Genomic DNA, 13,502 nt, shown 5'->3' on the forward strand with positions numbered 1-13,502 from the left:
GTGGCTCACTCCTCTTTTCCTACTAATTTAGTACCGATTCGTACAAAAGTTGCGCCCTCTTCTGCAGCAATTTCATAATCATTGCTCATGCCCATAGATAATTCAGTGCACGGCGCATAGTCTAAGTTTTTCGCTTTGATTTCATCGCGTTTATTTCTAAGTTTTTCAAAAATGTCTCTGATTTCTGATTCGTCATCAGTATAAGGCGCCATTGTCATCAGACCTACGACTTTAATGTTTTCATATTGTTCAAGTAATTCGATGAAAGCATCCACTTCTTCTAAAGCAAGACCATGTTTGCTTTCTTCTTCTGAAACATTCACTTGAACAAAACATTTCACAACATGTGATGCACGTTTATTGATCTCTTTTGCTAAGCTTTTGCGATCTAATGCGTGCAGATAGTCGATGTCATCGATAACTTCTTTCACTTTACGTGATTGCAAAGTGCCGATAAAGTGCATAACAGCGTCATCCGGCAAAGCTTCATGCTTCTCTTGGAAACCTTCTAAACGGTTCTCGCCGAAGTGTCTGATACCGGCATCATATGCTTCTTTAGCTCGCTCTATTGTAACATATTTTGTTACAGCAATCACGTTAGGTCTGGCAGTGCGGTTTGCTTTTTCCAAACTTTTTGTAATATGGTCGTTGATTTGTTCTAGATTTTGTTTCACATTCATTTCAATTACTCCTTACTTCTACTGTCCAATAAATGCTAACATCCGGCCAGTCTTACTCTTCTCTACCCTATATGAAAAGAATAAGTCTAAGTTTTCAGATGTCGCATATTCTGTCACATCAATATTTACTTCAGGTACACCTGCTTGAATTAATAATCGGCGATTGGCCTCTTTTAAATCAATTCCGTGTCGATCGCTTCCGCGTGTTTCGATAAACGCACTTGCATCCACAGGCAGCGCTTCAAACTGTGCTTTGATATCATCATTGATTTCATAACTATTCGAAGTTGCGGGACCGATAACTACCTTCAAGTCTGCTAAATCAAAATCAATTTGTTTAAGTATTTCCTCAGAAATACGTCCGACAGTCCCTTTCCATCCTGCATGAGCAAGACCGATAAAATGATGCTTTGTGCTGTAAAAATAAACAGGCACACAATCTGCATAGCACATTGTCAGCAGCAAGTTTGAATCATACGTATAAAGCCCATCTACACCGTGCAGAGCATCTGTTAATGTATCAATGTTCGTATTCGCATCTTTTGTTGTCACTTCAACGACATGATTGCCATGCGTTTGTATCGGGAAGACCCATTGCTTTCTGTCAAAGCCGATGGCTTGTGCAAGTGTCTTCTGATGCGCATGTACATTTTCAGCCTTGTCGTCGATATATAATGCCATATTAAAAGCATTGCTGGGATATGGACTCTGTCCATCTTCTCTTGTCGTAAATCCCAATGTAATTTGATCTGACTTTGCGTCAGTATGTTCTAAGTAATGTGGTTGCTTCGTAAATTTCTCTGGCATAACTATCTCTCCTGTTTATTAATAGATGCTATACTTACGTACCTTATCAACTTAATAGTAAGACTTACACACTCAAAATTCAAATATATAAAAAGTGTCACCAGATCCATCCGATCTGATGACACTTTAGATTATTGTTCTCACTAGACCACTCGATGACCTGTTGCATCTAATCTTGCGTGATACTATGGTTGATTGCTCAATGCAAACTCTATAGAAAGATATTAACGTCTAGTTCTTCTTGAACGTCTTTCTTCTCTGTTTCTGATGAAACTTGGAATATCATCTTCTTTAGTAGTGTGTGTTCTTGGTTCGCTTGTTGATTCAGAACTATGAGATCTTGGCGCATGTCCGATTCCTTCGTCATTTGAAGTTCCCGCACTGCTTGCGCTTGATCCGAAACCTGTATTAGATTGTTTGCGTGCATGTGTTGCTGGTTTGTCTTCGAAACCAGTCGCAATCACTGTTACCACGATTTCATCTTGTAATTCAGGGTTGATTACTGTACCGAAGATCATGTTTACATCTTCATCAGCCGCATCTTGAACGATGTCTGCAGCTTCTTGTGCTTCGAATAAAGATAATGATTCTCCGCCTGTAATGTTCATTAGGACACCTTGTGCACCAACGATTGATGTTTCAAGCAATGGAGATGAAATAGCTTTTTTAGCTGCTTCAACTGCACGGTTTTCACCAGAAGAAACACCGATACCCATTAACGCTGAACCTTGGTTAGACATGATTGTTTTTACGTCTGCAAAGTCAAGGTTTACTTCACCTGAAACAGCGATTAAGTCAGAGATACCTTGTACACCTTGGCGTAATACGTTATCTGCTTCTTTGAATGCTTCCATCATTGGCGTTGATTTGTCAACGATGTCTAATAAGCGATCGTTTGGAATTACGATTAATGTATCCACAGCTGCTTTCATTGATTCTACCCCTGCAGCAGCTTGTGTTTGACGTTTGCGTCCTTCGAAACTGAATGGGCGTGTTACAACACCTACTGTTAAAGCACCCATTTCTTTTGCGATTTTAGCAACAACCGGTGCAGCACCTGTACCAGTACCGCCACCCATACCAGCAGTTACGAATACCATGTCAGCGCCTTGAATTGCATCTTCAATTTGCTCACGTGATTCTTCGGCAGCTTTTTTACCGATTTCAGGGTTCGCGCCAGCACCTAAACCGCGTGTTAACTTTTCACCGATTTGGATTCTGGACTCAGCTTTAGATAAGTTTAATGCTTGACCGTCAGTGTTGATTGAAATAAATTCAACATTGTCCATTCCGTGGTCAATCATTCGGTTTACAGCGTTGTTACCACCGCCGCCAACACCAATGACTTTTAAAGTCGCTAAATGATTAAATCCTTGTTCAAATTCTAACATTTAAATTTCCTCCTAGTTTTAATGGGCAATCAATCAAATAGAGATTTCAATAATTTTTTAAATTTGCTCTCTTCTTGTTTCTCATGAGATTGGTCTGAGTTATAATCACTATCTTGCTTAGGATGTGTTTCTTTCGGTTCAGAAACCGTTTCATCCCCTTCAGTCGGTTCTTCAGCAACAGGCTCGTCATGAGACGGCTTGCTTTGTTTCTTCTTGAACCAGTCGAAACCGCTTGATTTTTCAGTATACTCTTTAGGGTTCGACTCTATGACTTCTTCTTCAAATTCTTCATTATCATGATTACTAATTGTAACATAATCTAATAATTCATCAAAAGCGATACTGCTGGAAATCGTTGAAATTGCTGAAGAGAATTCAGGTTTTCTGATTCCCATTTGCGAAGGTGTATGTATTCTAACCTTCTCATTAACCATATCTTGCAGTAATTCACGAACACCTAATAAGTTGGCTGAACCGCCTGTTACAACAAATCCGCCGTTTACTTTTGTTAAACCGAGTTCTTGCAATAAGTCGAAGACATTGAAGAAGATTTCCTCTACACGTGCTTCAATAATATCTGCTAAATCTTTTTGTGTAAATTGTGCATCCTCTTCGCTATCGATTTGTTCTACTGTGAAAACATCTTGGTCTGATGCTGAATTGTAGAAAGCGTGACCGTATTGATGTTTGACTTTCTCTGCAGTATCAAATGAAGTGTTAAGACCTTGTGCAACATCGTCTGTGATGTCGCGTCCGCCCATTTCAATTGAATCCGCATCCACTAAGTCGCCGCGTTCGTAGAACGCCACTTGTGTCAAGTCTTGACCAATGTCAATCACACATGCGCCAAGTTCTTTCTCAGTCGGTGTAAGGATTGATCCGTAGTTGTATGCATCAGAATAAACATCTAATACATCTACACCGCATGCTTCCACACATTTAATCAAGTTGACTAGAATTGATTTTTGAATGGCAATGACGCCTGCTTCCACTCTTAAAGAGTGTCTTGCAATCAATTCTTTAGGATCAGAAACTTCATTATCGTTATCAACGATGAAACGAATTGGGAATGTATCCACAACTTCAGTTTCTTCAACATCATTTTTGTCTCTGATGCCTTCTAATACTGTTTCAATATGTGTTCCTTTTACTTCTGTATCTTCATAAAATTCAATTTCATTGGTTTCATCAAAAACTTCAGTAGCGACAATCGGCAATTTCAAGAAGACTTCTTTAATGTCAACGCCAGATGCGATTGAAGCTTTCTTAATTGTATCTTTCACAGCTTGTTTAGCTAAATCAAAATCATCGATTAAGCCGTTCTTAATTCCGCTTGTATAGGTTTGTCCTGTACCTATCACATTAATTCCATTATGAAATTTTTCGCCTACTATTGTTTTTACACTAGATGAACCAATATCTACACTTACATAGTAATGTTCCTCCATAGATAGGCACCTCCTGACAATTTCTTTAAAAAATACACTATAGTTAGTTTACAATACGTTTCTATGGTTGTGAACTATAAACACATGATATTCAAGACTTTTTTAATTATTTGTACTACTTTCTTTCTTTGACTTATCATTCTTTGACTTGTCATCGTTTGTTTGATCATTAATTTTGTTCAATGTTGCTTGTAATTCGTCTTTCGCTTTATCCTCCATCGCTGTGCCTTCTTTAAGTTTCATACTGCTGTCAGAAGACGTTGATGAACCATCTTGATAAGGAATAAATGATGCGCCGACTGATAAATCAATGTAACCTGATTTTTTCAGTTCTCCGGATGCATCTCTGTCTAACGCACTTGCCATATCCGGATAATACTTCATTTTATTCGCAATTGTATTCATATTGCCGATGACTTGAATATCATCTTTCATATACAATCTGACTTTATTGCGGCTTTCCTTATCATCTGCGTATTCGACTTCAGAGATTGCTTGACGAATATTTTTCGGCATTTCTGATAAAGCTTGAATGATTTTCTCGCGGTTAGAAGCATTAAAGCCTGAAACCACAGGTGCATCATTCGGCAGTTTTCCTTTATAATCTTTTAAAATATGATCATTTGAAAGGATGGGATGAAACTTCCCTTTTTCTTCAAGCAAACCGACTAACTGATACTCTTTGACTTGCACTTCTAAGTTGTTCGGCAGTTTTCTGTTGATTTGAACATCTTTTACAAAAGGATTTTGTTTCATCTTATCGACAGCTTTGCCTTTGCCGAACATGTAGATTTTAGTATCCTTCTTTAAATTCAAGGCATTCTTAACCTCTTTATTAGAAAGATAATGATTACCTTTAATATCTACACGGTCTATATTACTAATCGGCGTAAACATATACAACACAATTAAAATAATCAGTGCGATGAGCGTACCGAAGATCGACAATTGGATACGCCGTTGTCTTTCTCTTCTTTTTCGAAGCTTTTCCTTTAGGTACTCAGAATCGATTTTACGAACTTTATCCGTCATTAAAACATCACACCCCTACTTCGAAGGCAGATGCGAACGGAAGCTGTCGATAAAGACATCGCCGCGTTCTTCAAAAGTTTTGTATTGATCCCAGCTGGCACATGCCGGTGAAAGCAAGACCACATCATTAGGTTCGATGACCTCTTGTACTTTGTTAACAGCATCTTTCACATCGGTCGCACGAATCACATACTTGCCTTGGCTTTCGCCGAGTTTCGTTAACTTATCTTGTGTTTCGCCGAATGTCAGCATCACTCTTACATCCTTCATGTAAGGAATCAGCTCATCGAAGCCGTTGCCTCTGTCTAAGCCGCCGCATAACCACACAATCGGCTGATCAAATGAATTCAAGGCAAATTGTGTTGCTAACGTATTCGTTGCTTTAGAGTCGTTGTAATATTTGTTCGTTTTGTTAGAACCGATATATTGCAGACGGTGTTTGATACCAGAGAATGTAGTTAATGTATGATTAATCGCATCTACAGGTACACCTGCAAGTACAGCTGCCAAAACTGCAGCTAAGATATTTTCAAGGTTATGCTCGCCAGGGAGCACAATATCATCTTTATGAATGAGACGTAAACCATTCAACATGATATAGCCGTCTTTGATGTAAATACCGTCAACTTCTTGATTGGTTGAGAAGTAATAGGTTTTAGCTTTTAAATCTTCTGTTTCAATCAAATGACGCTGACTGTAGTTGCAAATCAAATAATCATCTTCTGTTTGATTTTTATAGATACGGCGTTTGGCATTGCGGTATTCTTCCAGCGAACCATGATAATCAAGGTGGGCTGAATAGATATTAGTAATAATCGCAATATGCGGACGGTACGTATCAATACCTAATAATTGGAAAGATGACAACTCTGTAATCAAGTAATCATCAGGATGTGCTTCTTGTGCCACTTTAGAGGCAACATAACCGATGTTGCCTGATAACAGCCCTTTGATTCTGCTGTTGTCAAACATGTTTCCAATCAAGGATGTTGTGGTTGTTTTACCGTTCGTACCAGTCACCGCAATAATCGGTGCTTCTGAAACTAAGTAGCTTAATTCAACTTCAGTTAAAATCGTTAACCCGCGTTTTTCTGCTTCTTCAATTAAAGGCACAGTATATGGAATCCCCGGGTTCTTTACGATAATAGGATGATTATCAAGCAATGAGAGCGGATGGTGACCGCCGATAACTGTTAATCCCATTTTCTCTAAATCATTTGCGTGCGGATCTTTGGAAAGGTCGCCGCCATCATTCACAGTAACATCTGCACCTAAATGATTTAATAATTTAGCTGCTTCATAACCGCTTTTCGCTAAGCCAACTACTAAAACATTTTTTCCTTCTAATCCTTTGTATTTAAGCATTTATCAATGCACTCCAATCCATAATCCTATCAAACCTGTAATGAGGCCTACTGTCCAAAATACAGTAACAACTTTCCATTCATTCCATCCGCTTAATTCAAAGTGGTGATGCAGCGGACTCATTTTAAAGATACGTTTGCCGGTTAATTTGAATGATGCTACTTGCAAAATAACAGATAATGTTTCAGCAACAAACACAAAACCGATAAACAGTAATGAGATTTCCGCATTCAGCATAATCGACACTGTTGCGATAATACCGCCTAATGCCAAGCTGCCTGTATCACCCATGAATGTTTTGGCCGGGTTGACGTTATAGAATAAGAAACCTAATAACGCAAAGACCATAATGATACAAAACGTACCCACAGCATGGTCGCCCAGCATAAAGCTCATAATCGCATACATCGCAAATGCGATGATAGATAAGCCGGTTGCCAATCCGTCTAAACCATCTGTTAAGTTCACAGCGTTAGAGAAACCGACTTGCCAGAATACGATAAAGATGACATAAGCGACTGACAATGGAATATGCACTGTCGTAAACGGAATATGGATGCCTGTCGCAAAATGAATCATATTGAATGTATCACTTAAGATAAAGAAAATAACCGCAATCGCAATTTGCGCTAAGAATTTTTGTTTGCTTGTCAATCCTTGGTTATTCTTCTTAACGACAATAATATAATCATCAATGAACCCGATTAATCCGAATCCTACTGTCACAAATAACAATAAGATGAATGGATTAGGGTTATTTGAAAAGATGATCGCAATAATCGTAGTGACAATAATACTGATTAAGAAAGTCAGGCCGCCCATTGTCGGTGTGCCTGTCTTTTTCATGTGGCTTTTCGGCCCTTCTTCTCGAATACTTTGGCCGAACTTCATTCTCTTCAGTGTTGGAATCAAAATCGGCACTAATACTGCTGTGATTAATAATCCAACGATTGCTAAAACATAAACCATAGTTATCTCCTTGTTATATATAATTTTAAACACTTATGTAAAGCGAGGCTTGGGTACCGAGGGTACCCCTTGCCTCTTCTGTCTATTCTGCTGAAGGTGCGGACAATTCAACTTCTAATTGTTTTTGATCTTTAAGCGGTGTATTCGGACTGATAGATTGTTTAGATACAAATCCATTACCTTTCATTTTAACACTAATTCCAGTTAAGGATTCAAAAGCTAATACATCATCTTTGCCCCAGTCTTTCATATCCGGCATAGTCATGTCGCCATCTGTTTTGATGAACACTTTGCTGTAAGGCAATGTTTTTTCGTTGCCTTCAGGCAGCTGCTGCGCCACGTTGTCGCCTTGACCGATGACAACCGGTTTTAAATTCTGAGCTTTAAGTGCATCTTTTGCTTTATCAACAGATTGTCCTGAAACATCAGGCACCTTGCTGAAGGATGCTTTAGATGATGAGTCGCTTGATTTGCCTACATTCAAGTATTTCAATGTATTTTCCATAATTGGATTAAAGGCTTTGCTGACACTCATTTCATACGCTTCTTTTTTGTTTTTCTGAGCCAAGCTCATACCTGCATAAACCACAACTTTAGGGTCTTTGCTCGGTGCATGGCCGATAAAGCTTGTGAAGTATGGATAAGGTCCTTCTACGTAACCGCCGTTTTCCGGATCGGCAACTTGTGCTGTACCGGTTTTACCGCCGATACGGTAGCCTTTGACTCTGAAGTTCTGCGCATGGCTTTTCTCGCTGTTAACAACTAAGTCTAATTCTTTCATCACTTTCTTAGAAGTTGCTTCGGTAATCGGTTTACCGACAATTTCTCTTTTACCTTTATATAATTCTTTATCTTTGACTGGATTATTGATACTGCTGACATACCAAGGTTTAATCATGTTCCCTTTATTGAACATTGCACTTTGCGCTTGCAGCATTTGAACCGGAGTGACAGTTGTTGATTGTCCGAATGCTGATGTTTTTTGTTGCAGTTCATTATCCCAAGCGATACCGCCAGGTGCTTCGCCATCGAATAAACCGCCTGTTTTCTTACCGAAACCGAATTTTTCATACCAAGATTTCATCTTATCAGCACCGACTAAATCTTGAAGGTGCATCATCAATGTGTTGGATGAATAAGTGAAACCAAGACTCATTGGAATTTTACCCCAACCAGTACGGTTCCAGTCAGAGATTTCAGAACCCATAATCGTACGATGTCCTGATTTATATTCTTTCTTAGGATCGAATTTGCCTTCTTGAATGGCTGCTGCTAAACCGTATGTCTTAAATGTAGAACCAGGCTCATACGTGTTTTGATATAAATCATTCGCCCAATTTTTACCGAAGTCTTTCCCTGTTTCAGGGTTGAACGTCGGACGTTGGCTGAACGCCAAGATTTCGCCAGTATGAGCATCCATAACGACCACGAATGCATCTTTCGGTGCGAAGTGATCATCGAGCTGATTCAACGCTTCTTCCACAAACACTTGGATATTTGAATCAATTGTTAAATGCACATCTTCACCGCGCTGCGGTGCCACTTCTCGTTTAGAATTCGGTGCAATATAACCCCAAATATCATGAATATATTTTAAAGAACCATGTTTACCAGCTAAATAACTGTCGAAGATTTTTTCAACACCCATCGCACCTTTCAACTCGCCGTTATCCGGATTCTTTTGCGCCATACCGATTAAGTGTGAGGCAAAATTACCGTTCGGATAGAAACGTTCCGTTTCAGGATACAATTTAACCCCAGGTATCTTCATCTTCTCAATTTTATCTTTTTGCTGATACGTCAAATTACTGCCTTTTCGTCCGAACTCTACTTGGAACGCTTTTTTGTTATTCAACATTTTCTCTATTTCTTTCGATTCCATATCTATTACAGTTGAAAGCTTTTTAGCTGCTTCTTTTTTATCCACGACATGTCGCGGTTTCTCAGAGCCTTCATCCGCTTTTTTATCGATGACTGCTGTCAGCTTGAAGCGTTCAACATCTTCAGCCAGGACTTTGCCGTGGCGGTCATAAATCTTACCGCGTTCCGGTTGTTCTTGACTTTCTACTAAATACTTTTCATTGGCTTTATTAATTAAATCTTGCCCAGATGAATGCCCTGTCAGCATGACAAAGGCATACCTTAAAACCAATAGAAAAAAGAGCAGTCCGAACAAACTGACGAGGAGGACTGCCCCTATTTTATTTTTTTTAATTTTAATTTTTCGCTTCGGCATTATTACGCACTACCTTTACATTATCGTTCTTTAAGCTCATGCCTTGTTTTTGAGCTTTGTCGTAAATGCGTTCATAAGAAGAGTTCTTTTTGATTTCTGACTTTAATGCACTATTTTGACTTGATTGTTGTTCGATTTTGTAATCTAAATCTGCAATTTTTCCTTTAGTGTCATAAGCATCCATTTTCAAAGAAAGTATATAAATACTTACCATTGCGATGACAGCGACTAAAGTTATGTATAATACCTTCTCAAATTTAGTTAGTTGAACAACTACTTTTCGTTTTACTTTTCTGGTTGGCGATGGTTCGGTTTGCGGTACTTGTCTTGCTGGTTCATATTGCTCGTTATATGGTTCGTAGATCTTTTCAACAGCCATAGCAGCTCGTCACTCTCCTATCATTTTAAAATCTCTGCTACACGCAATTTAGCACTGCGGGCACGATTATTTTCTGCTAAATCATCATCTGTTGCGGTAATCGGTTTGCGGTTCACGCGTTTTAATTTCGGTGTATATTCCTCTGGAATAATCGGTAAGCCTCTCGGCACTTCCGGACCTTTCTCATATTCTTGGAAGATTTGTTTGCATAAACGATCTTCTAGTGAATGGAAAGTAATCACAGAAATACGTCCGTTAACCTTTACTCTATCGATAGCTTGTTCTAATGAATCTTCAAATGCTTTCAATTCATCGTTGACTGCTATTCTGATAGCTTGGAAGACACGTTTTGCAGGGTGGCCGCCTTTGCGTCTTGCTTTAGCGGGAATCCCTTCTTTAATCACGTCTACCAATTGTAAGGTTGTCTCAATGGGTTCATGTTCTCTCGTTTTTTCAATTCTTCTTGCAATCTGTTTAGAGAATTTCTCTTCACCATAGCGATAAAAGATTCTGACTAAACTTTCATATGGCCACTCATTTACAACTTCATACGCTGATAAAGGCTGTGTTTGATCCATACGCATATCCAGTCTTGCATCTTGGTGATAACTGAATCCTCGTTCAGGCACATCTAACTGCGGGCTGGAAACCCCTAAGTCATAATAAATGCCGTCAACTTTGTCAATGTTCAAATCATCAAGGATTTGATTGATTTCTCTGAAATTGCTATGCACAAATGTGACACGATCTAAATGGTCCTTTAAGACCTCTTTAGCATTTTCTATGGCTGTCATATCTTGGTCAATCGCAATCAAATGTCCATTGTCGTTAAGTTGATTCAATAAATAAAGGGCATGGCCTGCTCCACCAAGTGTGCAGTCAACATATACACCATCTTCTTTTATATTTAATTCATCAATGGTTTCTTTTAACATGACACTAACGTGATGAAACACTTTCATTCCTCCATTTAAAAATCAAAATCTATCAAATCTTCAGCGATATCTTCGAAACTGTCTTCAGATTCATCATAGAACGCATTCCATGTTGCTCTGTCCCAAATTTCGATACGGCTTGAAACACCGATCACTGTACATTCCTTACTTAAGTTAGCGTACTCCCTTAAATTTTTAGGGATATTGATACGCCCTTGTTTGTCGAGTTCCACTTCAACAGCACCTGAGAAGAACATACGCATAAACTTACGTGCGTCACGTTTTGTCATCGGTAATGACTTCATTTTCTCCTCGATATTCTGCCATTCTTCCATAGTGTATCCGAACAAACATTTATCAAGGCCTCTGGTAATGATAAAACGTTCATTTAATTCATATCTGAATTTAGATGGTACAATCATGCGGCCTTTTGCGTCTAACTGGTGTTCGTACTCACCCATGAACATTTATCTCACCTCACCTTATTTATAATTTACCACAACTCCCCACTATCCTCCACCATTTATGTAAACATATCGAAAAAAATTCACTTTTGGCATAAAAAAGACCCGTGCTCCTCACCGCGAGCACGGGCAAACTATTGGTATATTAAGGTTTTATGATAATTTGATCTAAAGTGTAACGAAGTGGTGGATAGGTGGAGGGACTGAACATATCTGTCCCAAATTCATTCATAAATTGCAGTGCATTCCACACTCTTTCTTGAAGTCCTCCCATTGGGTGGAGAGAGTCATTGATTTCTCTGAAATGTTTCATGCTGATTGCATTTTCTCTTTCGATATTCACGAAATAGCGTTTTCGCAAGTAATCATATTGCGATTGATGAATTTGATTATTCTTATTCACTAAATTTTTATTATCCTCGTTACCCTCTACTTCAGCTAAAAGCTGTACATACACTTTTTGCTGATTTTCTTTTAACGCCTCTAATTGATTTAAGAAAGTTTCAGAAGCATGCGCTCTGATAAACTTATTCTTTTCATCTTCGATGCCGTGCTGAATCACTTCTTCTGCTGTGATGTCATAACGTGCTAATAATTTTTCAACACGCTGTGTCAGATAAGTCATCTTCGTTCTCGGCAATACAATCGGCATATCAACACCTAAAACTTCAAATGCTGTTTTTAATTCGGCCCAGTATTTAATTTCGCTTGGTCCGCCGACAAAGCTGACTGTATTAAACAGCCATTCTTCCATGATAGGTCGTGTGACTACGTTATTGGAGAATCTTTCAGGACTTTGTTCTAAAATCTCCAATAAGTCCTCTTTGGTATAAGCCGTCTGTGATTTGCTTGTGTAATAGTAGCCTTCTTCAAACGTTAATAATTGACGCATGTCATCTTCATGTAAAAACAAATGTACATTTGTATCTGTTTGAATCATTGCATCCATACCTGCACCAACTGAACGTGCTTGCTGCGAACGAAACGCTTGGTCTACTTGTTTGTGCTTTTCAATCATCTCTCTCAAGATCGGCTGTTCTAATTCTCTGAGTTTCTGATATTGTGCATCTATCAGCAGCAAGCCATAGTCTTTGAAAACTTCGTGACATAAGGCTTTAAACATATCTGACCATGTTTCATAATTTGTGATTATCTCACGCATCATTTGATGCAGCGGCTGCGTATGTTTAGTTTCAGGCAGCTGTACCATAAATTGATCCAATGCATGCAGTAACGCTTCCTTATCAGGTACATAACGCGACACATTGCTTTCAGGCGGTGTCATTGTATGATATTTTACTTTGTGCAATAATGCTTTTTGTTCATTAAAGACATACGTATGATTCACTTCATCGAAGTCATGGTCCTCTCCCGCAATCCAAAATACAGGCACAACTTCTTTGTGATAGTCTTCTTGCAATTCACGGCTTAAATTAACAATCGATAATATTTTATGAAAAGTATACAGCGGTCCCCCGAACAAGCCAGCTTGCTGCCCGCCGATGACTACTTTAGCTCCTTGATTCAATTTATCAATATTATCTCTTTGTTGATCAGATAAATCTAAATCTGACATGTACTGTGCAATAATTGAAGCTAACTCCTGCTCTCTGCCGTTATTCGGCTTGTTTAAAACTGTTTTAAAACTTTCAGGAGACATCGCATCATATTGGCAAAATGAGTTTAACAATGCATCACTTTCTTTTAATTTTGTCAGAAACTGATCATTCTCATTGATTTTTGCGGTTAAACAATCCATACACTTTTCTCCTTAACTACTGAGTTTTCTCAACCAT

Annotated in this window: 12 protein-coding genes; all 12 read right to left on the reverse strand. The window is 38.7% G+C overall.

The annotated features are described in order from the left end of the window. Positions 1-5: 5 nt before the first annotated feature. The 12 genes from MUA90_RS09195 to bshC all read right to left on the reverse strand — a co-directional run bounded on the left by MUA90_RS09195 (position 6) and on the right by bshC (position 13,465). Complete coding sequence (locus MUA90_RS09195) at positions 6-680, reverse strand: YggS family pyridoxal phosphate-dependent enzyme (protein ID WP_232167132.1); 675 nt, start codon at positions 678-680, stop codon at positions 6-8. 18 nt (positions 681-698) lie between these two features. Next, positions 699-1,487 carry a peptidoglycan editing factor PgeF gene (gene pgeF / locus MUA90_RS09200; protein ID WP_262586468.1) on the reverse strand — a complete coding sequence of 263 codons (789 nt, stop codon included), beginning with the start codon at positions 1,485-1,487 and terminating at the stop codon, positions 699-701. Positions 1,488-1,711: 224 nt separating this feature from the next. Then, entirely contained in the window at positions 1,712-2,878 is a 1,167-nt protein-coding gene (gene ftsZ / locus MUA90_RS09205) for a cell division protein FtsZ (RefSeq protein ID WP_262586470.1), read from the reverse strand. Between the two features lie 29 nt (positions 2,879-2,907). After that, the gene (gene ftsA / locus MUA90_RS09210) at positions 2,908-4,326 is read right to left on the reverse strand and encodes a cell division protein FtsA (RefSeq protein WP_262586472.1); all 1,419 of its coding nucleotides are present in this window, start codon (positions 4,324-4,326) and stop codon (positions 2,908-2,910) included. Positions 4,327-4,428: 102 nt separating this feature from the next. After that, complete coding sequence (locus MUA90_RS09215) at positions 4,429-5,358, reverse strand: cell division protein FtsQ/DivIB (protein WP_262586475.1); 930 nt, start codon at positions 5,356-5,358, stop codon at positions 4,429-4,431. Positions 5,359-5,373: 15 nt separating this feature from the next. Next, the gene (gene murD / locus MUA90_RS09220) at positions 5,374-6,723 is read right to left on the reverse strand and encodes a UDP-N-acetylmuramoyl-L-alanine--D-glutamate ligase (protein ID WP_262586477.1); all 1,350 of its coding nucleotides are present in this window, start codon (positions 6,721-6,723) and stop codon (positions 5,374-5,376) included. A gap of 3 nt (positions 6,724-6,726) precedes the next feature. Then, the gene (gene mraY / locus MUA90_RS09225; RefSeq protein WP_262586479.1) at positions 6,727-7,692 is read right to left on the reverse strand and encodes a phospho-N-acetylmuramoyl-pentapeptide-transferase; all 966 of its coding nucleotides are present in this window, start codon (positions 7,690-7,692) and stop codon (positions 6,727-6,729) included. Positions 7,693-7,774: 82 nt separating this feature from the next. Next, positions 7,775-9,928, reverse strand: coding sequence for a penicillin-binding protein (locus tag MUA90_RS09230; RefSeq protein WP_262586481.1), 2,154 nt, complete (start codon positions 9,926-9,928; stop codon positions 7,775-7,777). Beyond that, entirely contained in the window at positions 9,909-10,307 is a 399-nt protein-coding gene (gene ftsL / locus MUA90_RS09235) for a cell division protein FtsL (RefSeq protein ID WP_105993871.1), read from the reverse strand. The genes MUA90_RS09230 and ftsL overlap by 20 nt, the downstream gene beginning before the upstream one ends. Before the next feature lie 20 nt (positions 10,308-10,327). Further along, positions 10,328-11,263: a 16S rRNA (cytosine(1402)-N(4))-methyltransferase RsmH gene (rsmH, locus tag MUA90_RS09240; RefSeq protein ID WP_114603587.1), complete on the reverse strand. Its 936-nt coding sequence runs from the start codon at positions 11,261-11,263 to the stop codon at positions 10,328-10,330. Between the two features lie 14 nt (positions 11,264-11,277). Continuing rightward, a complete protein-coding gene (gene mraZ / locus MUA90_RS09245) occupies positions 11,278-11,709 on the reverse strand; it encodes a division/cell wall cluster transcriptional repressor MraZ (RefSeq protein ID WP_114603588.1) in 432 nt (143 codons plus the stop codon). Between the two features lie 142 nt (positions 11,710-11,851). Then, on the reverse strand, positions 11,852-13,465 hold the full coding sequence (gene bshC / locus MUA90_RS09250; RefSeq protein WP_262586484.1) for a bacillithiol biosynthesis cysteine-adding enzyme BshC: 1,614 nt from the start codon (positions 13,463-13,465) through the stop codon (positions 11,852-11,854). Between the last annotated feature and the right edge of the window lie 37 nt (positions 13,466-13,502).

Origin of the sequence: Staphylococcus sp. IVB6181 (assembly GCF_025561445.1) — a bacterium.
In the GTDB taxonomy this organism is placed as follows: domain Bacteria; phylum Bacillota; class Bacilli; order Staphylococcales; family Staphylococcaceae; genus Staphylococcus; species Staphylococcus simulans_B.

What these genes read in the sequence shown, in the direction of transcription:
- MUA90_RS09195 (WP_232167132.1), bottom strand. Translation starts at nt 680, where the DNA reads ATGAATGTGAAACAAAATCTAGAACAAATCAACGACCATATTACAAAA.
- pgeF (WP_262586468.1), bottom strand. Translation starts at nt 1,487, where the DNA reads ATGCCAGAGAAATTTACGAAGCAACCACATTACTTAGAACATACTGAC.
- ftsZ (WP_262586470.1), bottom strand. Translation starts at nt 2,878, where the DNA reads ATGTTAGAATTTGAACAAGGATTTAATCATTTAGCGACTTTAAAAGTC.
- ftsA (WP_262586472.1), bottom strand. Translation starts at nt 4,326, where the DNA reads ATGGAGGAACATTACTATGTAAGTGTAGATATTGGTTCATCTAGTGTA.
- MUA90_RS09215 (WP_262586475.1), bottom strand. Translation starts at nt 5,358, where the DNA reads ATGACGGATAAAGTTCGTAAAATCGATTCTGAGTACCTAAAGGAAAAG.
- murD (WP_262586477.1), bottom strand. Translation starts at nt 6,723, where the DNA reads ATGCTTAAATACAAAGGATTAGAAGGAAAAAATGTTTTAGTAGTTGGC.
- mraY (WP_262586479.1), bottom strand. Translation starts at nt 7,692, where the DNA reads ATGGTTTATGTTTTAGCAATCGTTGGATTATTAATCACAGCAGTATTA.
- MUA90_RS09230 (WP_262586481.1), bottom strand. Translation starts at nt 9,928, where the DNA reads ATGCCGAAGCGAAAAATTAAAATTAAAAAAAATAAAATAGGGGCAGTC.
- ftsL (WP_105993871.1), bottom strand. Translation starts at nt 10,307, where the DNA reads ATGGCTGTTGAAAAGATCTACGAACCATATAACGAGCAATATGAACCA.
- mraZ (WP_114603588.1), bottom strand. Translation starts at nt 11,709, where the DNA reads ATGTTCATGGGTGAGTACGAACACCAGTTAGACGCAAAAGGCCGCATG.
- bshC (WP_262586484.1), bottom strand. Translation starts at nt 13,465, where the DNA reads ATGGATTGTTTAACCGCAAAAATCAATGAGAATGATCAGTTTCTGACA.